The 20,782-nt window shown below is 65.9% G+C and carries 20 protein-coding genes and 3 tRNA genes; 12 read left to right on the top strand and 11 right to left on the bottom strand.

Features of this window, described 5'->3' with window-relative positions:
- Positions 1-9 precede the first annotated feature (9 nt).
- Entirely contained in the window at positions 10-1,047 is a 1,038-nt protein-coding gene (gene tilS / locus BJ984_RS06725) for a tRNA lysidine(34) synthetase TilS (RefSeq protein ID WP_179547368.1), read from the bottom strand.
- Between the two features lie 69 nt (positions 1,048-1,116).
- On the opposite strand from tilS, the gene ppa reads away from it, so the two are divergent.
- The gene (gene ppa, locus BJ984_RS06720; RefSeq protein WP_173183245.1) at positions 1,117-1,608 is read left to right on the top strand and encodes an inorganic diphosphatase; all 492 of its coding nucleotides are present in this window, start codon (positions 1,117-1,119) and stop codon (positions 1,606-1,608) included.
- Positions 1,609-1,722: 114 nt separating this feature from the next.
- On the opposite strand, the gene BJ984_RS06715 is transcribed toward ppa, so the two are convergent.
- Together BJ984_RS06715 and BJ984_RS19050 are read right to left on the bottom strand one after the other, a co-directional pair.
- Positions 1,723-3,039, bottom strand: coding sequence for a peptidoglycan DD-metalloendopeptidase family protein (locus tag BJ984_RS06715; protein ID WP_179547367.1), 1,317 nt, complete (start codon positions 3,037-3,039; stop codon positions 1,723-1,725).
- A 57-nt stretch (positions 3,040-3,096) separates the two neighbouring features.
- Entirely contained in the window at positions 3,097-4,299 is a 1,203-nt protein-coding gene (locus tag BJ984_RS19050; RefSeq protein ID WP_179547366.1) for a M23 family metallopeptidase, read from the bottom strand.
- 170 nt (positions 4,300-4,469) lie between these two features.
- Here BJ984_RS19050 and BJ984_RS06705 point away from each other — a divergent pair.
- From BJ984_RS06705 to BJ984_RS06695, 3 genes are all read left to right on the top strand, one after another.
- A tRNA-Glu gene (locus tag BJ984_RS06705) sits at positions 4,470-4,542 on the top strand.
- Positions 4,543-4,584: 42 nt separating this feature from the next.
- Positions 4,585-4,661 (top strand) — tRNA-Asp (locus BJ984_RS06700).
- A gap of 62 nt (positions 4,662-4,723) precedes the next feature.
- Positions 4,724-4,796, top strand: a tRNA-Phe gene (locus BJ984_RS06695).
- 55 nt (positions 4,797-4,851) lie between these two features.
- Here the strand turns inward: BJ984_RS06695 and BJ984_RS19195 are convergent.
- Both BJ984_RS19195 and BJ984_RS06685 read right to left on the bottom strand, forming a co-directional pair.
- Entirely contained in the window at positions 4,852-5,529 is a 678-nt protein-coding gene (locus BJ984_RS19195) for a tyrosine-type recombinase/integrase (protein WP_373877411.1), read from the bottom strand.
- Between the two features lie 411 nt (positions 5,530-5,940).
- Positions 5,941-6,264, bottom strand: a complete 324-nt coding sequence (locus BJ984_RS06685) for a hypothetical protein (protein ID WP_179547364.1) — start codon at positions 6,262-6,264, stop codon at positions 5,941-5,943.
- A 1,116-nt stretch (positions 6,265-7,380) separates the two neighbouring features.
- On the opposite strand from BJ984_RS06685, the gene BJ984_RS06680 reads away from it, so the two are divergent.
- A complete protein-coding gene (locus BJ984_RS06680; protein ID WP_179547363.1) occupies positions 7,381-7,599 on the top strand; it encodes a hypothetical protein in 219 nt (72 codons plus the stop codon).
- A gap of 54 nt (positions 7,600-7,653) precedes the next feature.
- Here the strand turns inward: BJ984_RS06680 and BJ984_RS06675 are convergent, their stop codons facing one another.
- Positions 7,654-8,925: a DNA cytosine methyltransferase gene (locus BJ984_RS06675; RefSeq protein ID WP_218869993.1), complete on the bottom strand. Its 1,272-nt coding sequence runs from the start codon at positions 8,923-8,925 to the stop codon at positions 7,654-7,656.
- Positions 8,926-9,041: 116 nt separating this feature from the next.
- Here BJ984_RS06675 and BJ984_RS19190 point away from each other — a divergent pair, with 116 nt between their 5' ends.
- Both BJ984_RS19190 and BJ984_RS06665 read left to right on the top strand, forming a co-directional pair.
- Positions 9,042-9,272, top strand: a complete 231-nt coding sequence (locus BJ984_RS19190; protein WP_179547362.1) for a helix-turn-helix transcriptional regulator — start codon at positions 9,042-9,044, stop codon at positions 9,270-9,272.
- Positions 9,272-10,285 carry a Cfr10I/Bse634I family restriction endonuclease gene (locus tag BJ984_RS06665; protein WP_309298937.1) on the top strand — a complete coding sequence of 338 codons (1,014 nt, stop codon included), beginning with the start codon at positions 9,272-9,274 and terminating at the stop codon, positions 10,283-10,285. Before BJ984_RS19190 ends, BJ984_RS06665 begins: the two co-directional genes overlap by 1 nt.
- A 35-nt stretch (positions 10,286-10,320) precedes the next feature.
- On the opposite strand, the gene BJ984_RS06660 is transcribed toward BJ984_RS06665, so the two are convergent.
- Together BJ984_RS06660 and BJ984_RS19185 are read right to left on the bottom strand one after the other, a co-directional pair.
- Positions 10,321-12,573: a hypothetical protein gene (locus BJ984_RS06660; protein ID WP_179547360.1), complete on the bottom strand. Its 2,253-nt coding sequence runs from the start codon at positions 12,571-12,573 to the stop codon at positions 10,321-10,323.
- An 83-nt stretch (positions 12,574-12,656) separates the two neighbouring features.
- The gene (locus BJ984_RS19185) at positions 12,657-13,667 is read right to left on the bottom strand and encodes a replication initiator (protein WP_373877390.1); all 1,011 of its coding nucleotides are present in this window, start codon (positions 13,665-13,667) and stop codon (positions 12,657-12,659) included.
- A gap of 209 nt (positions 13,668-13,876) precedes the next feature.
- Here BJ984_RS19185 and BJ984_RS06655 point away from each other — a divergent pair, with 209 nt between their 5' ends.
- The 4 genes from BJ984_RS06655 (at position 13,877) to BJ984_RS06640 (ending at position 17,263) form a co-directional block, all read left to right on the top strand.
- Positions 13,877-14,713, top strand: a complete 837-nt coding sequence (locus BJ984_RS06655; protein WP_179547359.1) for a DNA/RNA non-specific endonuclease — start codon at positions 13,877-13,879, stop codon at positions 14,711-14,713.
- 31 nt (positions 14,714-14,744) lie between these two features.
- Positions 14,745-15,242 carry an anthrone oxygenase family protein gene (locus BJ984_RS06650; protein ID WP_179547358.1) on the top strand — a complete coding sequence of 166 codons (498 nt, stop codon included), beginning with the start codon at positions 14,745-14,747 and terminating at the stop codon, positions 15,240-15,242.
- Between the two features lie 82 nt (positions 15,243-15,324).
- Positions 15,325-16,479: a winged helix DNA-binding domain-containing protein gene (locus tag BJ984_RS06645; protein WP_179547357.1), complete on the top strand. Its 1,155-nt coding sequence runs from the start codon at positions 15,325-15,327 to the stop codon at positions 16,477-16,479.
- On the top strand, positions 16,472-17,263 hold the full coding sequence (locus tag BJ984_RS06640; RefSeq protein WP_179547356.1) for a spermidine synthase: 792 nt from the start codon (positions 16,472-16,474) through the stop codon (positions 17,261-17,263). The genes BJ984_RS06645 and BJ984_RS06640 overlap by 8 nt, the downstream gene beginning before the upstream one ends.
- Positions 17,264-17,287: 24 nt before the next feature.
- Here BJ984_RS06640 and BJ984_RS06635 read toward each other — a convergent pair whose 3' ends face one another.
- The 3 genes from BJ984_RS06635 to BJ984_RS06625 all read right to left on the bottom strand — a co-directional run bounded on the left by BJ984_RS06635 (position 17,288) and on the right by BJ984_RS06625 (position 19,917).
- Positions 17,288-18,592: a glycosyltransferase gene (locus BJ984_RS06635; RefSeq protein ID WP_179547355.1), complete on the bottom strand. Its 1,305-nt coding sequence runs from the start codon at positions 18,590-18,592 to the stop codon at positions 17,288-17,290.
- Positions 18,589-19,215 (bottom strand): hypothetical protein, encoded by a 627-nt coding sequence (locus BJ984_RS06630; RefSeq protein ID WP_179547354.1) that lies wholly within the window; start codon positions 19,213-19,215, stop codon positions 18,589-18,591. Before BJ984_RS06630 ends, BJ984_RS06635 begins: the two co-directional genes overlap by 4 nt.
- 72 nt (positions 19,216-19,287) lie before the next feature.
- The gene (locus BJ984_RS06625) at positions 19,288-19,917 is read right to left on the bottom strand and encodes a TetR/AcrR family transcriptional regulator (RefSeq protein ID WP_179547353.1); all 630 of its coding nucleotides are present in this window, start codon (positions 19,915-19,917) and stop codon (positions 19,288-19,290) included.
- 147 nt (positions 19,918-20,064) lie between these two features.
- On the opposite strand from BJ984_RS06625, the gene BJ984_RS06620 reads away from it, so the two are divergent.
- Complete coding sequence (locus BJ984_RS06620; RefSeq protein WP_179547352.1) at positions 20,065-20,778, top strand: SOS response-associated peptidase; 714 nt, start codon at positions 20,065-20,067, stop codon at positions 20,776-20,778.
- Positions 20,779-20,782 lie beyond the last annotated feature (4 nt).

Raw genomic sequence — 20,782 nt, 5'->3', positions numbered from 1 at the left:
GGGCGAGTGCTAGGCGCGGGCGAACTCGAGCAGCGCGCCCCGCCGCACCACTCTAATCCCTGGCAGATCGACGCCCTTCTGGCCGTGCCAGTCGGTCACCAGGGCCGCGACCGCGAGGGTCTGGGCACGTGAGAGCGACACCCCGAACTCGCTGTCGACCACGTAGCGGATGATCCGGTTGCGCAGCGCCGCCGGATTCGCCTCGAGCGCCGGTGCCGAGATGGCGATGCCGGCCTCGGCGTGCTCCACGAGGTCTTCGATGGTCTCGATCGCCATGGCGTGCAGGGTGTCGTCGTCCTCGCGCAGCTGCTCCGCGGTGCGGGCGAGCGCCTCGGCGACGCCCGGGCCGAGCTCGCGCTCGAGCAGGGGCAGCGCCTCGTGACGCACGCGCACCCGCGTGTACGCCGCGCTGTCGTTGTGCGGATCGTGCCACGGCTCGAGCCCGGCGTCGCGGCAGAAGTCGTGGGTCTGCTGACGTCTGATGCCCAGCAGGGGGCGGATGCGCGTTCCGCCCGGCTGCTCGGCGACCGCCGCCATGCCGCGGAGGCTGACCGCTCCCGATCCGCGGCCGAGGCCGAGCAGCACCGTCTCGGCCTGGTCGTCGAGCGTGTGACCGAGGAGGACGGCGGCGGCACCGGTCGCGGCGAGCGCCTCGTCGATGGCGGCGTAGCGGGCGCCGCGGGCGGCCGCCTCGGGGCCACCGGTCGCCTCGACCTCCACCCGCGTGACGATCACCGGATCCAGACCCAGCTCCTCCGCCTGGCGGGCGGCTCGGGCGGCGACGTCGGCGGAGCCCTCCTGGAGCGCGTGGTCGACGATCACGGCGCCGGCGCGGAGGCCCGCCCGGGGGGCCTCGAAGGCGGTGGCCGCCGCGAGGGCCAGGGAGTCGGGGCCACCGCTGAGGGCGACGAGGAGGTCGGCTCGGGCATCCGCTCTGCCGGTGCTCGCGCTGCCTCGGCCGGCGATCTCGGCGAGACCTTCACGCACGGCCCGGCGCACGTCGGCGATGGCCGGGGTGAGGCGCGGTCGGCGGCCGTCGGTCTGCATCCAGTAACGTTATTGCAGTTTCGCGGCGCGCATCCGGCGCCGTCGTCCACAACGAGGGAGCAGCAGATCATGGCCGAGTACGACGTCGTCGTCGAGATCCCCAAGGGGAGCCGCAACAAGTACGAAGTCGACCACGAGACCGGTCGCGTGTACCTCGACCGCGTGCTCTTCACGAGCTTCGTGTACCCCACCGACTACGGCTACTTCGAGAACACCCTCGGCCTCGACGGCGACCCCGTCGACGCGCTGGTGCTGCTCGAGTACCCCGTGTTCCCCGGTGTGGGCGTCAAGGTGCGCCCTGTCGGCGTGCTGAACATGAGCGACGAGGCGGGCTCGGACGCCAAGGTCGTGGTGGTTCCCCACAAGGACCCGCGGTGGGCGCACATCCAGGACATCACCGACGTTCCGGAGCAGACCCGCAAGGAGATCGAGCACTTCTTCGCCCGCTACAAGGACCTCGAGCCCAACAAGTGGGTCAAGATCGAGGGCTGGGGCGACGCCGCCGAGGCCGACGCCATCGTGCAGGCCGGTATCACCAAGCTCGCGGAGGAGGGTCACTGACCTTCCCGTCGTTCTGACGCAGAACGCCCCGCCCCTCGGTTCGAGGTGGCGGGGCGTTCTGCTTTGCGGGGTGGTCGCGCGGCGGGGTGCGGCGGGTGGCGCCTGCGGCCGGGGTCAGAAGCCGACGAAGTTGCGAGGGTTCTGCGAGACGCCGCCGACGCGGGTCTCGAAGTGCACGTGGCAGCCCGTCGAGGAGCCCGTGGTGCCGGCCCAGGCGATGAGCTCGCCTACCCCGACGTCTTGGCCGCGGCCCACATTGAGCGAGCTGTTGTGGCCGTAGACGGTGGTGAGGCCGCCGCCGTGGTTGATCGTGACCGAGTTGCCGAGGCCGCCGTTGTAGCTGGCCTGGCTCACCGTGCCGGTCGCCGCCGCGTACACCGGGACGCCGCAGGTGCCGCCGGGCGCCACCAGGTCGATGCCGGCGTGCAGCCGCCACTCGTGGAAGATCGGGTGGAACCGCTGGCCCCACTCGTCGGACACGCGCCAGCTCGCCAGCGGGCTCGTCCACCCGTCGACGGACGCGATCGGGCCTCCCCCGCCGCCGCCGGCCTCCGCGGCCTCCTGCGCGCGGCGGATCGCCTCCTGGCGGGCCCGCTCCCGCGCCTCCTCCTCGAGGCGCTTGCGCTCGGCGACGCCGGCCTCGTAGTCGGCGACGGTCTTCGCCGTGCTCTCCTGCAGCGCCTTCAGCTGCTCGTCGAGCACGATGCTCTGGGCCTCCTGCTCGGCGAGGGCGCCCTCGAGCTGCGCCTGAGCCTCCTGGGCCTCGGCCAGCGCAGCCTCGGCGGCGTTCTTCAGCCCCTCGAGCTCGGTTCGGGCGACGACGGCCTGGTCGGTGAGCGACTTGGCCGTGTTGCGGTCTTGGGCTGCCTGCTCGTAGAGCCGCACGGTCTGCTCCGAGAGCTGGCTCATTGCGCCGAGACGGTAGAGCAGATCGCCGGACGCGTCACCGCTGACGATCAGATTGAGCGTCAGGTCGGTGCCACCGGCCCGGGAGAGCTGGCTGATCAGCTGCCCGGCCTGCCCGTTGGACTGCTCGGCGCGGCCGGTGGCCTCGGCGGCCTGGCGGTCGAGCTCGTCGGCCCGGAAGGTGGCGGTGTCGTAGGCGTCTTGAGCGGCCGTGTACTCGTCCGCCTTCTGGGCAGCGAAGGCCTGGGCCGCCTCGACCTCGGTCTGCAGCTGCGCGACGAGACCCTGGATGCGCTCCACCTCGGCCTGCTTCGCCGACTCGCTGCCGCGGGCGGCCAGCACGTCCTCCCACGAGGGGTAGTCGATCGCCGAGGCGGGCTCGACGCCGCGCAGCACCTCGACGCAGATGATCGCGAGCGCGAGCACCACGGCCGCGACCCAGGTGTGCACGGGCCGCCTCGCCCGGGGGCGCTCCCGGCGGGCTGCAGCGAGGGCGGGGGGCGGGGTGGGGTTCGCGGTGCTCATCGTCGGGACTCGCTCAATCGTCGGTGGGCTCGGAGGCGCGCGCAGGTCATGATCGGCCTAGCCGAACTCGATGCCCTGCGCCGCCATGAAGGGGCGGGGGTTGATGGCGGTGCCGTTCTGGCGCACCTCGAAGTGCACGTGGCAGCCGGTGGAGTTGCCCGTGGTGCCGGCGTAGGCGATCGGCTGGCCGACCGAGACGTAGGTGCCGTTGCCGACGAGCAGCGTGGTGTTGTGGCCGTAGGCGGTGGCGATGCCGCCGCCGTGATCGATCTGGATGAAGTTGCCGTAGCCGCCGTTCCAGCCGGCGTAGTTCACGATGCCCTCGGCGGCGGCGTAGACGGTGGCGCCGCAGGTTCCGCCGTTGTAGACGAGGTCGATGCCCGAGTGCAGGATGTACGCGCCCGACACCGGGTTCACCCGCATGCCGTACTCGTCGGAGGAGAAGGCCCCCGGGAACGGGCTGGCCCACCCGCTGGCCGCGATGTACGGCAGGGTCGACAGCCCCGCCGCCGCCGCCGCCCGAGCGGCCTCGGCCCGGGCGTCGACGCCCTTCTGGTAGTCGGCCTCGGTGGCGGTGCGGTTCTCTTGGAGCACCTGCAGCTGGGCCTGGAGCTCGACCTGGTGATCCTCCTGCTCCTGCAGCGCGGCCTCGGCCTGCTGCTGGGCGGCGACCGCCTCGTCGCGCAGACGCAGCGCCTCGTCGGCGAGGCCCTTCAGCTCGTCGCGGGCGACCTCGGCCTGGGCGGTGAGGGCCGTGGCGGTGTTCGTGTCCTGCTGAGCTCTCGCGTAGATCTGCGAGGTCTTCTCGGCCAGCTTCGACATGGCGCTGAGCTGGTAGAGCAGGTCGTTCGAGAGCTGCTCGCCGCCGACCAGCAGGTTGAGGCTGAGGTCGTTGCCCCCGGTTCGCGCCAGTTGCGCGGCGAGCTGGCCGGCTTGACGGTTCGAGGCCTCGGCGGTGCTCCGAGCATCCGTCGCCTGCTGCTCGAGCTCGGCCGCCACGAAGTTCGCCGTGTCGAAGGCCTCCTGCGCCTTCTGGTACTCGCTGCCGCGCTGGGTGGCGAGCTGCTGGGCCGCGGAGACCTGGGCGTTCATCTCGGAGATGAGGCCCTGGATGCGCGTGACCTCCTGGTCTTTCGCCTCGGCATCGGCCTGGGCGTTCTTCACGTCGTCCCACGTGGGGTAGTCGTCGGCGAACGCCGGAGCGACACCCGCGCCGAAGACCACCGCGGCGGCGACGGCGACGGCGGAGAGAGCTGCCACGAGAGCGCTTCGAGCTCGTATGACGCCTGTAGGGAGAGGGCGAGAAGTCATCCCATTGAATCTAGCTCGGCCGTTCGCGCGAGCTCGGCACATACGAGCGCATGTGACAACTTCGGCCGAATTGGCGACTGTGCCGGAGATGTGGCATACTCGACGAGTTGTCGCGCCGCGGCCCCATCGTTTAGCGGCCTAGGACGTCGCCCTTTCACGGCGGTAGCACGGGTTCGAATCCCGTTGGGGTCACAAGCTCCAGTGCGAGAACACATACAATAGGAACACAAGTAAGGCCCTGTAGCGCAGTTGGTTAGCGTGCCGCCCTGTCACGGCGGAGGTCGCGGGTTCAAGTCCCGTCAGGGTCGCCATGGCGTGAAAGCCCTTCCAGTCGGAAGGGCTTTTCGCTAGAAGCGGCGCAATCCGCCGTTTCGGCTCTGTAGCTCAGTTGGTAGAGCGCACGACTGAAAATCGTGAGGTCACGGGATCGACGCCCGTCGGAGCCACTGGCCCTTCCCCTAGCTTCTACATGGGGAAGGGCCTTTATTTTGCCCGGAAAGTTCATTCAGAACTCGCGGAATCTGGTCGCCGAATATCTGGGCCAGGTTGACCCATTCGATTCTCGTAGAGGTTGGTAAGCGCAGCGGCTCCCCGCCGTGCCGAGTCCGCCCCTCCCCTGGCGTAGATTTGCGTCACTGTCAAATTGCTGTGGCCCATGATGGCCTGCACGTCTGGCGCAGAGAGCCCAGCGCGAAACATCATCGTGGCAGCGGTATGCCGAAGGTCGTGCCAGTGCAACTTCGGCTCACCGGGCGGAAATGTCTTTACTGATTCACGCACCTGTGACCACCTCAGCGCCCTCGACAGGTTCTTCGAATTGATGGTTCCACCTCGTGGCCCAGGGAACAGGATGTCGTGGGGCCCTCCACCGCGCATTGCCCTAACGACGGACGGTATCAGCGGTTCTGGTAGTGGCACGGTGCGTACGCGCCGCCCCTTGGTCGGGCCCACTACCAGTTCCCCACTGAACCCAGGTGAGGCGGTCCGGCTCACACGTATTGTGCGATCTTGGAGGTCGATGTCGGAGCAAACGAGCCCAGCGATCTCCCCCAGTCGACACCCCGTGTACAACATCGCCTCAATAAACCGTCGATAAGGACCTTCTTCTGGAATCACTGCGAACAAGCGATCGATCTCAACCAAGCTGAGCGCTCGGGAGGTTGGATCATTGTGCTGCATCCGCGGGCGCTCCACACCGATGCACGGATTCGCCTTCACGAGGCCGCCCTTGACTGCAACTCGAAATATTGCGGAAAGCATCGCAAGAGCATCTACTCGAGTCGAGAATGCCCCCGTCCACAAACTAAATTCGAGCTCGACATCGAGGGTCGTCACTCGCTGAACGTCGCGGTCGCCAAACGACGGAAGCACTCGTCGGCGCCAGGCGACCATGTAAGCCCTGGCAGTTCCCGCGCTGATACGCCCAAGGATAAGAGGACGGTATTGCTCGAAGACATCACTGACCGTCGGCATGGACCACCTCCAGAACACTCCAGGCCAATTGACGTCCGTGTTGCCCGACTTCGCTCGGCTGGTAGTCCGCGACAGGGCGCGTACTACCAGCCGAACTCAGCTCGCCCATCACGGACGTCAGCGCTCTGACGGGAGCGGCGAATCGCGCTCCGGATCGACAAATGTGATGTGCACTAGGCCGCCATGTTCACCGACGGATAGCACCATTTCGAGCCGTCGGCCGATTTCGTCGCATACTTGCGCGACGTCAACAGCGCCCTGCCCAAAATCACACTGCGGCTCCACCACCAGGCGAATCCAGTTGGAGTCCAAAGCGAAACCGACAATCGACGGAACCTCGAAGCCACGAAACATCGACTCCCAGCGCCACACGGCAGTTCGCACGGCATCTACCTCATGGCGCCGACTCCTCAGCGGAGGGGCGAAACGCAGGATGAGCAAGCTGACCATTATGAGATACCGCATCACGCCTACTCAGGACGCTTGGCGGCTGCGACCGGTCCGACTGGCACCAAGCGCTCACAGATGATCGACAGACCCACACGTCCGTTTGTCTCATAGGGCGTCACCCAGACATCACCATCCGGCCTAAGAGCCGCGCCCAGCTGGAGGACCACGGGCTCAGTGACCGAAATCGTGACTCCGCGATCCTGACCGCCGTCAGCGCGCGCCACGACAACACCAGTCGAGAATGTCGGCTTTCCGTTCGGCGCGAGCTTCGGGACGCCCGAATCGTTCAACCGAGGGCGGACTTCTCCACCCAGACTGAGCGCTCGGAGGTTCTCGCTTGCCCACCTCGATTCCAATTTCAGGATGGCCATTGGACTCCAATCTTGTGCACTTGTTTCAAGGGATACATACACGGGACTCGTGCTCACGTCAGAACGTATCACACTTGTTTTGATCACAACATGTATGAATGTCAAAACCGGAGCAACCGTCGATAGACTCTCAAGGTGGAGTTGATGACCGCAGGAGCTGCCGCCTCACTCCTCAATGTGTCTCTAAGAGCGTTAGATCACCTTGGCAAAGCCGGTCTACTCCCCCCACCCCAGCAAGTTGGTCGCCAGAAGCTCTACGATGCAAATTCCGTAGAGCTTCTCGCAGCACTACCTTTCGTGCCCAAGCCATACCCGCCCGCATACGTCGTTCGCGTACTCTCTAAGGCGGCGACGCTCGAGCCTGACCGGATGTTCACGGGATACTCACGCGGGCCCTACGATCCCGATCTGAGCGCTGCCCAGAATGCCACTGTGCGCGCGGACGCATTGCGGGGTTGGTGGCCATGCAAGAACCCTCTCGATCAAGTCGGACGGCCGCTAGTCGCGACGCTCGGCGGATTCGTAGTTGAGGTGTATGACATTCGGGACGCTAGCGATCAGCGCAATGGGCGTGTTCGGTTCGGCGTGCGACCCCCGACGAGCGAACAAGTCGAAGCTTTCTCGGGCCGTCGATTGAAGTTGACCAGCGGCCCCGTCTCGTTACCGATCGGCCCCGAGAGTCAGTAAACAGCCGCTACTCCGGCCCAAGCGCGAGGCGCCTACATATGATCAACCCGTGCTCTATCTCGCCCGCGGCATCGAGGACCGATCGTTTTGGGTCGTGCAGGAATTTGACGGGACCCTTGTCGAGACACCATGGAGGATCGAGTGGGAGCGCAACGGCTACCGGCTTAGTCATGCGGATAGCAACGACGTATCCCAGCTCGTGGCTGAACTTGGGCTATTCGATTCTCCCGAACAAGCAGTCGAGCGGCTCCGTGCTGTCCTTGGATGAGCGCTCTGCCCCCTGCTCCCGAAATTTCCCATACAAGATCAAGAGGGCTGCGCCCTAGCCCAGCGCTGCCACCTCCGAGGTGGCTCGGTAACTGTCGATCTCTGCAACAGGTGCAACGGTTCGTGATTGAACCGATGCAATCGCTTTAGCGGCAACCACTCCGAGCGCGCGACCCATCAGCGGCGGAACCGCGTTGCCGATCTGCTTGAGCATCTGCCACTCACTCGAGTGGAACACGAATCCGTCATGAAACGACTGCAGACGCGCAGCCTCTCGCACCGTGATCCAACGCTCGTACTTGGGATGCACCCACTCGGATAGATCTCGATGCATCTGAGCCAGAATTGTGTAGGCGGGACGGTCGAATGGCAAGCGACGCCATTTTTCCGGACGCAGTCCGTTCCAAACCTCGCGAGGAAGGCTGTCTCCCTTTGCGCCCGGCTTCAAGAGCGCAATCAAAGCCTTGCGACGATCCTGAATTTCCTTGGTGTGGTGGTTGTGCAGCAACGCGCGTTTTCCACCCGTCTGCGCCACCTTTCGGACCCTGTCGTAGACATTCCCGGAGCGGTCAAGTCGCAGCTCGTCAAGCAAAGGGGAGGCAGCTGTAGATCTGGGGTATTGAACCGGCTCGTAGTGGATCGCAGTAGTCTCCGGCAGATCCCGAATCGCGTCCCAAACGGACGGTGCAGGTAACTTCTGTTCTTCGAGTGCGTCGCCGAAGAACTGATCGACCGCCTCGTCCAGATCTAGGTCATCTCGAACTCCGAAAAAGATCGCTCTCCGACGCACTTGCGGGACGCCGTATTCGGATGCCACAACTACGCGCACTGTGCTGGCGCTATAACCAGCTGCAGCGAGCGCCTCCAAGACTTCTCGTTTGAACTTCCCCTTGGCCAGTAGAAGCATGTTCGGTACGTTCTCAATCAGGAAGACCTTGGGTTGCAGCTCTTCAAGAACACGGATGAACTCCATGTACAACTTGTTTCGAGGGTCGTCCAAGATGCGAGGCCCAATCTGGCTGAAGCCCTGGCAAGGCGGCCCACCGAAGACTAGATCGATACCTCCGCGAGTCACATCGGGGAAGCGTCCGGCGTCGAGCTTCCACGCCGGCGACTCGTCACGGAGAAAATCGGTAACATCCCCCTCGAACAATGGCGTCTCCGGGAAGTTGGCCCTGTACGTCTGAGCCGCAAATCGATCTATCTCTACGGCAGCCTTCACGTCAAACCCAGCAGCTCGGATACCCTCGCAGAATCCCCCACAGCCCGAGAAGAGAGACACGGCAGTTGGTTTGTGTGCGAAGTCCGAGGCCAGGTTCAGAGTCATAACACGACCCTAACTTCCATCACCGACATTGAACGGTTAGACCGGCGTATGTCTTTCATCTGATACACACGGAGAGGCCTGATCTTCTACGGCTGTGCCGTACCTAGCATGCACACATGACGCATCGCGTAAGCCCACATTCCTTTGGGCTCGCGGTTCGACAGGCTCGCATGGCTCGAGGCCTAACCCAAGACGAATTGGCGGCGGCCAGCTCACTCTCGCGCACTTATGTGAGCGCTCTAGAGACCGGCAAGAGAAACCCAACTCTAGACACGCAAGATCGCGTGGCAGCGGCATTCAACATGCCCCTCAGCGAGATCATTAGGCACGCGGAGGATATCGAATAATGCCATTTCGGTTCAGCGGCACTGCTTCTCAAGCCCTGACGAACGCGGAGCGATCAATCGTTGACTTAAGGAACGCTCCAGTTCGGGGAAGATCCACTCAATTCCGCCTCGCTCAGCAGAATATGCTCGCCTACACCTTCGACTCGATAATTCCAGGCTGGGCTGGGCCTGGAATCAATTCGATGCCCTTTCGCGAAGTCGTGCAACAGCCTGTCGAGAACGCGCACGCAGAAGGGCAACTTCTATATGGCAGCGACTATGTCTTCGCGCCAAACGCCGCGTCGAAGGTCGCCGGAGACATCTACGAGTTGATCACGTCGGCTGTCCTTTGGGAAACTGCGGCGGCGTGGAATCGCGTGATGCGCGGTCAAGCGTGGCCGACCAGCCCACGGTATGCGCGTCCGCAGGTCCGAGCCTCAGATGGTCGGCAGATTGCTGTTCTCAACCTGCCTCGAAGGTACGACTGGGTCAAGCTGCTGGTGCCAAGTGCACAGCAAGAGATCACAAATTTACGCGCGCGTCTCGGGACGCATGGCTTAGGAATGCCTACGTCCACTCCGGACGTAGCGGTCGTTGTGCTTCCGGAAACCGAACGACAGGCGCCCGTCTGGGCTCAGAGCCTTGGAAATATGAGCCTCGCGAGTCAGCGCACTCTCGAAGGAGCTCATCGAGTACTCGAAGGAAAAATAGAGCCAGGCGAGATCGTGCTTGCGATAGCACTAAAGACGAGCCTTCGATCTGACCGCCTTTACCAACCTCTCTACGAGGCAAACGTGATGGAGTTCCTCCTTGAGGGCCACCTGGGAGCCCCGCGAGTCGACTTCGAAGTTCATACGCTGAGCGCTGAAGGAACAGGCGCTTTGAATACGTACTCTGCAGCGGCTCTCTCGTCCGCCGCAAGCGACCATCCTCATCGAGCAATCCGGGAACTTTACGTTCCTGCCAACGCCGCTCAGGTCGTGCAACGTTTCATTGGATTCCTGAACGAGCGGACCTCGCTGATACAGGCTTAGCCCGTGAAGAACCAGCGGTCGACGCGCTGCATCAGCTATTCGCTTTGGGCGCGTTCAGCTACTGCATCAAGGCCGACCAGCTCTGTTCCAGTCTCGGAGTCGGTTGAGAGGTACTGCTTCTGCAGATCGCCCTTCAGCTGGTCAGAGAGCCGCGCAATCGCGGCGTTACGTCGCGAATCCGTCAGCTCGATTGCGGCATCGACCTTTTTCAAGATCCGTTTGAACGGCTCCTCGGCCATCCGGCGAGAGAGGGTCACGCCAAGCAGGCTGGGGAAGATTGACGCGAAGGAGGACCTGGCTGCAGCAGCGGCTGGCGCCAAGGTGAGAAAGTTCAACAGAAACTCGGGACGCATGATGTACCTCGTCCCGCCATGGGATTGAACTAGGTCCTCGGTGTGCTCCAAGACCTTCGTCTCACTTGTCAGCCACCAGGTCTGATAGCCGAACTCTGAAATGTTCGATGTCTCTCGACTACGCCTTCTATGCCCATAGACGGCGAGAACCAGCAGCGCATCGTTGTCAGCCAGAATTTCGAGCTTCTTATCTTGCTGAAGCCTAGCCTTCAGCTCAGCATGTTCGGCCTCCTTGACCAGTGAGCTGAGGTCCTCAGCATCCCGGTACTCCATGGAGTACTCCGCCAGCAAGTACCTCCGCACCGAGTCGTAGGCCGAGGGCTGATGTAGTTCCTCATAACCACAGAACTGATTTACGAAACTTTGCCAGCTGCTGGGTTTCTGCGCACTAATCCCCAGACGGGCATATAGATACGCCCGGAGGAGGATCTTCGGTGAGTTCCTGGCCATGTCATAAGTCACGAAGTTCTCGATCTCGAGAAATGTGCTCTTGAATTCAAAATCCGTAGCGCGGAGGTTGCTCACAACTTCGTTCAACGCGGGACTCGTCAAAATTAGGCGAGCGCCCGCCTGCGCAGCCATCTTTAGAGTGTTCCCAACGACTTGATCCGCGGGCTCGAGGTACCGCTCAGAAAGAGCACGCACGAGTTGATCAGCCCCTACGTATAGGTAAAAATCGCCAGCCATCCTCTGGAAGTAATCCACAAGTTTCGGCTCAACATTTAGTGTGAACAACAAGGCGTATGTGCGCGAAAGCTTATGCAGGTACTCACGCTCTTCTTCGGTCGATTCGTATAGAACCCCGCGAAGGCATTCAAGAGCGCTGTCTCCGATCTGAACTCGAATCGCGCCATTGATCTCTAACTCGTCGAGGGCAATTCCCACCGATTCGCTAACGACAACAATTTCTGTCTTATCGGTCGAGTGGAGTGAAGAGATGAAGGCAATTCCCTGCTTCTCAAAGGTGCGCTGCAAAGAACGCATGACTGTATCGACCGCCTTCTTAACGGTCGCCGGCCCAAAATGCGGCCGGTCTTGTGCGGATATCCGCTCCTCAACACTGGATTCGACTGCAGAGCGAAGCGCTTCGTCTTGGCCATTTTCGGCGGTCAGCTGGCGTCGCGTCTCAAACGGCAGACAGAACATCTTCCGTCCCTTATAGGTACGAATTGATCGACCTGTCGCGCCACCGCGAGCACTTAGAGCGTCAAGTCGCTTCTTCAACCTCGGACGTACCAGCCCGTCCACCGAAGGCAACACTTCAGTAATTTTTTGGAGAATGTCCTCCATCGACATCAAAATCTGTTTGTCAGGATCTGTACCTTCGAGCGCCCAAAGGACAAGGCTGTCGATAACGGCTGAAACCAGACTCTGGTCGCCCTTACGATGCTCAACCTCGTTGGTGAGAAACACGAACACTGAAGGATCTTTGACGTGAGCAGATGGGGCGACAACCTTGCTGCTACCCAACCGGTCGAGAGATTCCGTCAGGTAATACAAGTGCTGAAAGTAGGCTGCCTGAGTGGCGGCGTTGTCATTGATATGCGCGGCAATATAGGCGGAGTCGCGAATGCGGACGGTGATGTCCAGCTCCTTCATTAGCTCGTCTTCGAGCTGGTCAGAGAGCTTGATTGGACGCGCACAGATGTAGGTCAATGAAACGGGATTTCGGCCCACGGCCCTGAGTCGGGCCACCGTGGCCTTGATTTTGTCTTCCGCGTCGATCCGCACGCTAGTTTGCACAAATACACGCCCGGCTGAGTCCTGCAGAGGGACCGTTTCGAATCCGTCGGCGCCACCATCTTTCACACCGCCCATTGGTACAAATGCAGCGCCATTCAACCCCGACCAGAAGTCGTTAACGAAGCGCTCGAAAGGAAATCCCTCTACTTTGCTGAGCGCAAAAGCTACTCTCTCGGTGTTGACAGCAACCATTGAATCCCCTTTTCGCCGAGCCCATCATCAGACCCCCATCACCTCGACCCTAGGGGCTAGCGCTCAAACGTTCGACAACTTAATCAACCCGTGTCTGACAGGGTTGGGGCAGCCGACTCGTCAGCTGGACGACTCTCCCCAGCACGTCTTTCGTCAGCTACGCAGGCCATCTTCTGCGCCCATTCCGACCGCAGAGTACGCTGCCTACTTCTCGTCAAGGCGGTGAACGACCAACCGGTCCGTCTGGCCGTCGCACGAGAGGCAGACGCCACGTGAGACCGAGACCCAAACCTCTGATGCACTCGGCTCATACAATCTGGCGGATAGCACGACGACTCGCATCTCATAGCGCGCGCCGCCGCATTGAGCCGAGCAATGTGAACCCATGACCGCCCTCGGTCACTCAGGCCAGCTCGAGCTAAATCCTTTAGTACGTAGTTCAGCGCTTTGGCCATGTACCAGATCGCTTTCGCACCGGCCGCGCCTACCCGGAACGTGTCGCAGGCTGCCTGCGCTCCCCATTGCACAATCACTCCGTCGACCGCGGACGTCGCGGTCGCGCTTCGTGCCGATGTAAGTAGTTCGGCCTCAGATGGACACTCGCTCCGCGCAATCCGCACAAGCGCGTGGACGTGAAGTACGCCGCGAGCTTGCCACTCCCGTACAACGAAGTACTCGAGCGAATCCCACCTGTCCCGAAGGCGGCGGCGCGTCCGGTCCCACAAGAGCCCCGAATCTCTGTTCCAAGAGACCTGCCCGAGATAGTCATAGGTTTGAACGTCTAGAGGAGTGCCTAGCAAGTCGGAGTCGTTACCGTCGTGTCGCGATCCGCATGGACAAGGGCGTCCGGCTGAGGACACCCGATGCACGGGGCCGAAAGACGGCGCCGTTAGCGTCAACAGGAAGAATTTGTAGTGAGCAGCAGGGTCCTCAAACACGCCCGACCGGGCAATTGCTGCCCAATCTCCCCTGTACAGCTCTGCACATGGGGAGCATCGATGCTTCAGCCGTGAACCACACCGCACCGTTCGCCCGTCTGAGATATCTATCGGATGAACGCACGAACTCCGAGAGCTACTAGGGCGCGGGGGCATTTCCGTCTTCTCCGGCAGATGTGGGGCGCGGGCATCTGCACGACTGAAAATCGTGAGGTCACGGGATCGACGCCCGTCGGAGCCACTGAAACCCTCGCCTAGCTTCTACATGGCGGGGGTTTCTCACGTTCCGGCCCGGTTCCGCCCGCTCGGGTGAACATCGGCTGAAGGCGGCTTGCGCGCCGACGCTGTCGTGGTCGACTCGGAAGATGACCGGATACGACCCGCAGTTCCTCGGCCTCGACGACGATCGCGCGGTGCCGATGCCGGCGGCGCGCGGGGAGGCGGCGGGGGCGCGCATCCGGCGGCTGGAGTACACGCACTTCACGGTGGCGCTCGACACGGCGCGGCGGCTGGCGGCGGCGACCGCGGTGAACATCGACGGGAGCGCGCTGCTCGATCTGGGGCGGGGCGACGACTGGCACCTCGACGAGCGGGTGGGTGCCGACGAGCAGGCCGGGCCCGAGCTGTATGCGCGGAACGACCTCGACCGCGGGCACCTGGTGCGGCGGCGGGATCCGGTGTGGGGCGACGTCGAGATCGCCTCCGAGGCCAACTTCGACAGCTTCTGCTACACGAACGCCGCCCCCCAGGCGGCCGAGTTCAATCAGTCGCTCGAGCTCTGGAACGGGCTCGAGGATCTCGTGCTCGAGTACGCCAGCGCGAACGGGCTGCGGCTGAGCGTGTTCACCGGGCCGGTGTTCGCCGACGACGACGAGTCGTATCGCGGGGTTCGCATCCCGAAGCAGTTCTGGAAGGTCGCCGCCTGGGCGAGCGAGGGCGGGCTGCGGGCGAGCGGGTACCTGCTCGACCAGTCGCCGCAACTGGGCGGCATCGATCTGAACGAGCAGACGGCGACGGATGCTCCGCCGCCCCTCGGGCCCTTCCGCACCTTCCAGGTCCCGGTCGCCGACCTCGACGTGCTGACCGGGCTCGACTTCGGGGCGCTCGTGGCCGCCGACGTGCTCGCGAGCACGGTGCCGACGGCCGCCGTCCATCGCGAGCTGTGGATCGAGCTGACCGCCGCCGAGCAGCTGCGCTGGTGACGGGGCGGCCGGGGAGCGCGAGAATGGGCGCATGGACGCGCTGACTCCCGTCGCCATCGGGCTGACCGCCGTGAGCGCGCTCGGCGCCGGGCTGGTCGGCGGAGTGTTCTTCGCCTTCTCGGCATTCGTGATGCCCGGTCTCGCGGATGCGCCGCCGAAGGCCGGCCTGGCCGCCATGCAGGGCGTCAACCGGGCGGCCGTTCGGCCTCCGCTGATGGTCGCGCTGTTCGGCACGCTCCTCGTGGGGGCGGCCGCGGCCGTGCTGCTGGCCGTCGAGGGCGCCGGTCACGCAGTGTGGTGGGCGGTCGGCGGCGCGGTCGTGTACCTCGGGGCGGTGGTCGGGGTGACGATCGGGTTCCACGTGCCGCGCAACGAGGCGCTCGCCCGGGTCGGGGTCGACGATCCGGATGCGGTGGCCATCTGGTCGCGCTACGCCACCGAGTGGACGCGGGGCAACCACGTGCGCGCCGTGGGCGGGGCGCTGGCGGCTGCGCTGTTCGGGGTGGCGGCGCTCACGGCGCTGCTCTGAGGTTCCCGCAGCACGGATGTCACCGGCCGCACGGATGTTCACCGGCCGCACGGATGTCGGGGGACGTCGCCATACTGGGCGCATGAGCAGACGCATCCCGGCCGGTGAGCGCGAGCTGCTGCAGCGCCGGCTGGCGTCGCAGTGGCTCGCACCCGTCGGCGGTGGCGGCGAAGCGGCCGAGGGCGACGACGGGCCCTCGCGCGTCGCCGCCGTCGCGCGGCGCCTGCTCGCCACGCAGGCGCAGGACTTCGGGCAGGGCGTCTGGGCGCTGGGCGTCCGCCTGCCCGGGGGCACCAGGCGCGACGTGCTCGCCGCGCTCGACCACGGGGCCGTGGTGCGGTCGTGGCCGATGCGCGGCACGCTGCACCTGATCGACCCCGACGATCTGCGGGGGTTCCTGTCGCTGACGGCGCGCCGCACGGTGACCGGGGCTGCGGCGCGCCATCGGGGGCTCGGCATCGACGAGCAGACCGTCGGGCGGGCCCGCGACGTCGCCACCGGGCTGCTCCGCGGCGGCGGGCGGGCGACCCGGGAGCAGTTCACCGCCGCACTCGAGGGCGCCGGGCTCGAGCCGGCCGGGCAGCGGGGCATGCACCTGATCTGGCTGCTGGCGCACGAGGGCCTGATCTGCTGGGGGCCGATGGCCGAGGGCGGCACGCAGCAGGCGCTCGTGCTGCTCGACGAGTGGGCGCCGGCGACCCGGGAGTGGTCGCCTTACGACTCGCACGACGAGCTGCTGCTCCGCTACGTGCGGGGGCACGGCCCGACCACGCTCAAGGACTTCTGCCACTGGAGCAAGCTGCTCGTGTCCGACTCCACGGCGGCCCTCACGCGCATCCGCGACCAGCTGGAGGAGGTCGAACTGGGCGGTCAGAGGTACTTGGTCGAGGCGGGGTCCCGAGAAGGAGAACCGGCCACCGCTCCGCAGCAGCTCGCCCTCCCCGGCTTCGACGAGTACCTCCTGGGCTACCGCTCCAGGCAGCCGGCCCTCGCCGCCGAGTACAGCGCCCGTGTGGTGCCGGGCGAGAACGGCATGTTCCTGCCGATGCTCGTCTCGCGCGGGGCGATCGTCGGCACCTGGAAGCGCAGCATCACGGCCAAGGCCGTCACGGTCACCACCGACCCCTTCGAGCCGCTCACGGCCGCCGAGCAGAAGGGGTTCGCTCGGGCGTTCGAGCGCTACGCCGCCTTCCTCGAGCTGCCCCTGACGATGAAGACGCCGAACACCGGTGGCTGACGAGGAGGTCGCCCGACAGCGGCTGCGCGAGACGGGCGAGGAGGCGGTCATCCGCCGCGACCCTCTGATGCCGGGCGCCTTCGAGCTCGTCATCGGCGGCAGCCCGCAGTCCCACGTCGACCTGGGCGACCCGGCGGCGCTCTTCCACGACTACGTCCGCCGCATCGGGGCCGTCATCGACCGGCTCCGGATGCCCGGCGAACCGATCACCGCCGTGCACCTCGGCGCCGGTGCCCTCACCCTCCCCCGCTACGTGCAGGCGACCCGTCCCGACTCCGAGCAGCACGTGGTCGAGCTCGCGGAGGAGCTGGTGCCCTTCGTGACCGACGCGCTGCCCCTGCCGGCGGGCACCCGACTGACGACACACCCGGGTGACGCCGCCCGCGTGCTGAACGGCGCCGACCTCGCCCGCGCCGCGCGCCGCGCCGACCTCGTGATCGCCGACCTCTACCAGGGCACCACGACGCCCGCCCACCTGCGCACCACCGGCTTCTACCGGGCGGCATCCGCTCTGCTGGCGCCCGAGGGCGTGCTCGTGGTGAACGTCGCCGACGACGACGACGCCCCTGCGCTGCACGCCCACCTCGAGGCGCTCGACCCGGTGCTGAGCCACCTCGTGCTCTCGGGCCCGTCGTCGGTGGTGACGGATGCGCGGGCCGGCAACGTCGTCATCCTCGCCTCCGCGTCGCCCGCGCTGCTCGACTGGCTGCCGGCGCTCCGGGCAGCTGGTCCGCATCCCGGAGTGGTCGACACCGTCGCCGCACTCCGGGGCGCCGCCGGCTGAGCGAGGGCGAGCCGCCGAGTCCGCTCAGCCTCGGCCGCCCCGTTCCCGCGCCCGCACCAGGGCCTCGACGTCGTCGATCAGCCCGGCCGCCCCGCGGGAGAGGCCGATGGCCTCCCCCAGCCGGCGACTGGCCTCGGCGTAGCGGCCGTCGGCGAGGATGCGCGTGACGGCCGAGCCCACCGCATCGGGTGTGGGCCTGCCCGTCCGGAGGTTCACGCCGATACCCGAGTGCTGCACCCGGGCCGAGGTCTCGACCTTGTCCTCGGTGTCACCGGCGATGATGACCGGCACCCCGAAGCGCATCGCGTGGTGCAATCCGCCGTAGCCACCGTTGGTGACGAGCACGCTGGTGCGGGCGAGGAGCTCGTCATAGGGCAGGTACTCGGCGGCGAAGGCGTTCGAGGGCAGCGGCGGCAGGGTGTCCAGCGGGCGGCCGCCGGTGGTGACGGCGACCTGCACGGGCAGATCCGCGAGGGCGCCGAGAGCCGGCTCGATGAGTTCGCTGTAGTCGGTGTTCGCCACGGTGCCCTGGGTCACGTGCGCCAGAGGCAGGGCCGGGTCGAGCTCGTCGAACCAGTCCGGTGCCGCGACGGCGGACGAGGCCGCCGCGGCCATCGGACCGTAGAAGCGCAGGTGCGCCGGCGCATCGCTCCGCTCGTACTCGAAGCCCGCGACCGTGAATTGGGCGAGCAGGTCGCTTCGCGCGAGCACGTCCATGAAGAACGCTCCGTCGAGGGCCGGCGCGCCGGTCGACAGCAGGAAGCGGTCGAGGCTGCGGTGCGCGGGCCTCAGCACGATCGGCGCCACCCGGTTCAGCACCGCGTTGCGGAGCCGGTTCGTCCGTCGGCGGGCCAGAGGGACGATGCCGAGCCCGTAGGGCGCGGTGTCGCGGCTGCTGAACCCCGCCGGACTGACGCCGCAGAGCACGGTGATCGGCCGATCCGCGGCGGGCCGGGCGAACAGCGACTGCACGCCGAGGAAGGTCATGTCGTGCAGCACGACGTCGACGGGCTCGGCCGCGATGAGCTCTTCGAGACGCCGGCCCGCCGGCCCTGCCGGATCGATGAAGGCCTGCTCCACCCCGCGGTTGATCGTGGCGAGTCCTCGGTTGCGGCTGTCGGCGCCGATCTCGTCGAGCGTGTCGGCGGCGGCCGGCAGCGGCTCGAACGCGACCCCCGCTCGTCGCACGAGCCGTTCGTAGCGGGCTCCCGTCAGCATCCGCACGCGCCAACCGCGGCGCTGCAGCTCCGCCGCGACGACGAGCATCGGGGTCACGTGCCCCACCGCGGGCATGCTGCAGAGCAGCGCCGTGCGAGCCACCGCGGTCACCGCCGATGCCGCAGGTACACGATGCCCGCGATGATCTGGGCCACGGTCGAGACGAGGTGCACCACGGTCACGACGTCGACGTCACCTGAGAGCTGCCCGATGCCGTTCAGGACGATCGACAGCACCGCCAGCACGAGCAGGCTCCAGCGTGCCGCCCCCGTGGCCACCCCCGCTCGGACGATCACGATGGCGCCGGCCAGGAGAGCGACGAACTGCACGACGCCCAGCGCCGTCTGCAGCGCCAGGAACGCGGAGTAGTCGTCCTGCGCCGGGAGGAAGTAGGCGACGACGAGGTAGGCGAGCTGGTTGGCCAGGAAGGCCAGGCCGAACACGATCAGGCCGGCCTTGCCGAGCGCCGACCGTCCGACGGCCCCGTCGCTTCCGTGCCGGCCGAACGCCACCGGCACCATCGCGACGGCGTGGGCGACGGCGGCGGCCACGAACAGGGCGGCGAACAGCGGCACGAGGCCCGCCGCATCCTGCGCCACCAGCAGCCATTCCACGACGGTGGCGGCGAGCAGCAGTGAGCCGCCGACGGTGATGGCCGCCCCTCCCCGCGAACTCCAGAACGGGTGCGTGACGGCGTCCCCCGCGACCGTGAGCGGGTGGGTGGTGGCGGTCATGGGCGGCTCCTGTTCGTCGGTGAGAGATTCACAGGTTCAAGATAGCATTAACTAGAAGTCAGTTCTATTCATTTATCGATCAGTGCGGATGCTCGAGACGGCCCTGGCGAGCCAGGCCCGATAGTCGGCGGCGGTCCACCCGCGCAGTCCGACGAAGTAGGCGTACGCCTCACCGCCCACGACGTAGCCGAGCTCGTCGGCGATACGCGGGATGTCGGCCGGATCGATCAGGCCGCGCTGGGCGAACCATCTGGCGGCGAGCCCCATGTCGGATCGCCTCCGCCCCTCGAGATCGGCGAGCGCAGCCGCCGCCGCCTCGTCGAGCTGGGCCGCCGCCTCCATCGCCCGCACGATGCCCGAGGTGCGGCTGTTGGCGTCGGCGACGTAGTCGAGGTACTGATCGAGGGCCAGCTCGGTGTCGGGCCGCTGCATGATCGCCCTGACGTCGGGTCGATCGGCCAGGCTCTCACGGCCCTCGGTGCCGCTGAAGGCGCGTTCGAACGCGGCGATGAGCAGCACGGCCTTCGTGCCGGCCGCGGTCACCGACTGCACGGAGACGCCGGCCTCGGCGGCGATCGCCTTGAGGGTCGTGGCCAGATATCCGTCACGGGCGCACAGCGTGGCGGTGGCGTCGAGGATCAGCTCCCGGGTGCGCGCCGCTTCGGCAGCCCGGCGGGGGGACGAGTACGCGCGCTTCGCCACAGCTCCTCCAGCCGATTTCCGATGGTAGGGCATCCTATCGAATCGGCCCGCCGGACCGCGGTGTCGGAGGGTGGGGGCATGATGGAGCCACGAGTGGCGAGCCACGAGCGGCGACGACGCCGCAGCCGGCCGACGAGAGGAGCGATCATGTGCGGACGGTTCGCGATGAGCGCCGAGACCGATGAACTGATCGCCGAGTTCGTGGCGCGGGGCGGCCGGCTCGAGGACTGGCGGCCCTCCTACAACGTCGCGCCCACCGAGGAGTCGCCGATCGTGCGCGAGCGCCTCATCGACGGCGAGCTCGTGCGGCAGCTCGACGCGGCGAGCTGGGGCTTGAAGCCGTCCTGGGCGAAGGCCGGCGGGCCGGCTCCCATCAACGCCCGGCTCGAGAGCGTGTCGACGAACGGGCTGTTCCGCAACGCCTTCGCCCAGCGCCGCTGCATCGTGCCGATGAACGGCTACTACGAGTGGGAGGCCACCGAGCACGGCAAGCAGCCGCATTACATCCACGCGCCCGAGAGCGTTCTGGCCGCGGCCGGGCTCTACGAGGTGCGCAAGGTGGGCGAGGAGTGGTCGGTCTCGTTCACGATCATCACGCGCGAGGCCGCCGACGCCTCGGGCGAGGTGCACGACCGGATGCCCGTCTTCCTCACCCCCGACACCTGGGAGCACTGGGTCGAACCGATGAAGCTCGAGAAGACCGACGAGAAGGAGGAGCTGCTGGCGATGCTCGACCGCTCCTCGCTCGCGGTGGCGTCGACCATCACGACCTATCCGGTCTCGAAGCGCGTCAACAACGTGCGCGACACCTCGGTCGCGAAAGACGACCCGACGCTGATCGAGCCCCTGACGGCCGCCTAGCGGA

Origin of the sequence: Herbiconiux flava (assembly GCF_013409865.1) — a bacterium.
Classification (GTDB): Bacteria; Actinomycetota; Actinomycetes; order Actinomycetales; family Microbacteriaceae; genus Herbiconiux; species Herbiconiux flava.
The sequence above is the reverse complement of the archived record's forward strand: the minus strand, read 5'-3'. Positions and strand labels throughout refer to the sequence as shown.

Coding starts and splice junctions, on each gene's coding strand:
- tilS (WP_179547368.1), bottom strand. CDS start 1,047: ATGCAGACCGACGGCCGCCGACCGCGCCTCACCCCGGCCATCGCCGAC.
- ppa (WP_173183245.1), top strand. CDS start 1,117: ATGGCCGAGTACGACGTCGTCGTCGAGATCCCCAAGGGGAGCCGCAAC.
- BJ984_RS06715 (WP_179547367.1), bottom strand. CDS start 3,039: ATGAGCACCGCGAACCCCACCCCGCCCCCCGCCCTCGCTGCAGCCCGC.
- BJ984_RS19195 (WP_373877411.1), bottom strand. CDS start 5,529: ATGCAGCACAATGATCCAACCTCCCGAGCGCTCAGCTTGGTTGAGATC.
- BJ984_RS06675 (WP_218869993.1), bottom strand. CDS start 8,925: ATGACTCTGAACCTGGCCTCGGACTTCGCACACAAACCAACTGCCGTG.
- BJ984_RS19190 (WP_179547362.1), top strand. CDS start 9,042: ATGACGCATCGCGTAAGCCCACATTCCTTTGGGCTCGCGGTTCGACAG.
- BJ984_RS06665 (WP_309298937.1), top strand. CDS start 9,272: ATGCCATTTCGGTTCAGCGGCACTGCTTCTCAAGCCCTGACGAACGCG.
- BJ984_RS06660 (WP_179547360.1), bottom strand. CDS start 12,573: ATGGTTGCTGTCAACACCGAGAGAGTAGCTTTTGCGCTCAGCAAAGTA.
- BJ984_RS19185 (WP_373877390.1), bottom strand. CDS start 13,667: ATGCCCCCGCGCCCTAGTAGCTCTCGGAGTTCGTGCGTTCATCCGATA.
- BJ984_RS06655 (WP_179547359.1), top strand. CDS start 13,877: ATGACCGGATACGACCCGCAGTTCCTCGGCCTCGACGACGATCGCGCG.
- BJ984_RS06650 (WP_179547358.1), top strand. CDS start 14,745: ATGGACGCGCTGACTCCCGTCGCCATCGGGCTGACCGCCGTGAGCGCG.
- BJ984_RS06645 (WP_179547357.1), top strand. CDS start 15,325: ATGAGCAGACGCATCCCGGCCGGTGAGCGCGAGCTGCTGCAGCGCCGG.
- BJ984_RS06630 (WP_179547354.1), bottom strand. CDS start 19,215: ATGACCGCCACCACCCACCCGCTCACGGTCGCGGGGGACGCCGTCACG.
- BJ984_RS06620 (WP_179547352.1), top strand. CDS start 20,065: ATGTGCGGACGGTTCGCGATGAGCGCCGAGACCGATGAACTGATCGCC.